The following is an 886-nucleotide window of genomic DNA, read 5'->3' on the forward strand; positions in this document are numbered from 1 at the left end:
TCACGACGCCAGCCCGACTGCTTCAGCAGGTCGTCCAGACCGGCGAGGTTACCGGTGATACGCACCGGCAGCGCCGAGCGCTGCATGCCTGTCTCATCAAATCCGTTATCCAGGGCAGCCTTGTTGATGTACATACCCGACACGGAAGGATTCAGGCGTATTCTGTAACGTCCGCTCCATTCTGAGGCTGACAGAACCCTGTACACCCATCCTGTCAGCTTCACCGCCTGCAGGGCATGCTGCAGGCGGAACAGGTCATTCTGCTCTTTCAGGTTGCCGCTGCCGGCGCGCCACAGATAGTTCAGCTTGCCCGGCAGGTCGGCATGTACACCCTTGTTCCTTCCCGTTTTGAGCAACCAGCGGATATCCTCTGCGAATTCACGGTGAAATCGCCGCTGTTTTTCGGCCAGCGCAAGCCAGCGTACCAGGAAGAGGTTTTCCTGCGCCGGTGAACTGACCTGCCCGTCATTACGGGCGTTCTGAAGTGCCACAAGTCCGCACCAGGCAAGGTGGCTGACGTTGAGGTTTCTGTTATCCAGTTGTTCGTCCTTTCAGTTATCCGGAGAGCCTGGCAGCGATTGTAAACAGGAACCGGGCAGATGAACACCCTGATAGCTGAAGGGTGGCGAGCAGTGCGCAGCCACTCAGTGAATGCCGCGCCAGCGGCATGGAGGCGCCATAAACCGTTGAGGACAACACTGGTGCCACCCGGCGCCGTCAGCCCGCCGGAGGCGGTTGCAGGCCCGAATATACCGCAATCCGGCCCCTTCCCTGCCAGACCCGACCGGCCCTGCAGCGACTCCGTGATTATTTACCCCTGAACTGCGGTGATTTGGCGGTGAGCTTCAGCTCGCCGGGAAATCTTTTCCGCAGTGTTAGCGGGCGC

General features: G+C 59.7%; 1 protein-coding gene. It reads right to left on the reverse strand.

What is annotated here, in order from left to right; genetic code table 11:
- Nucleotides 1–491, reverse strand: a 491-nt coding sequence (locus IBT47_RS26800; RefSeq protein WP_370569966.1) for a DUF2913 family protein, incomplete at its 3' end; no start/stop codon positions are given.
- Nucleotides 492–886: the final 395 nt, after the last annotated feature.

It is taken from the genome of Erwinia sp. S43, assembly GCF_016624745.1.
Lineage (GTDB): Bacteria > Pseudomonadota > Gammaproteobacteria > Enterobacterales > Enterobacteriaceae > Erwinia > Erwinia coffeiphila.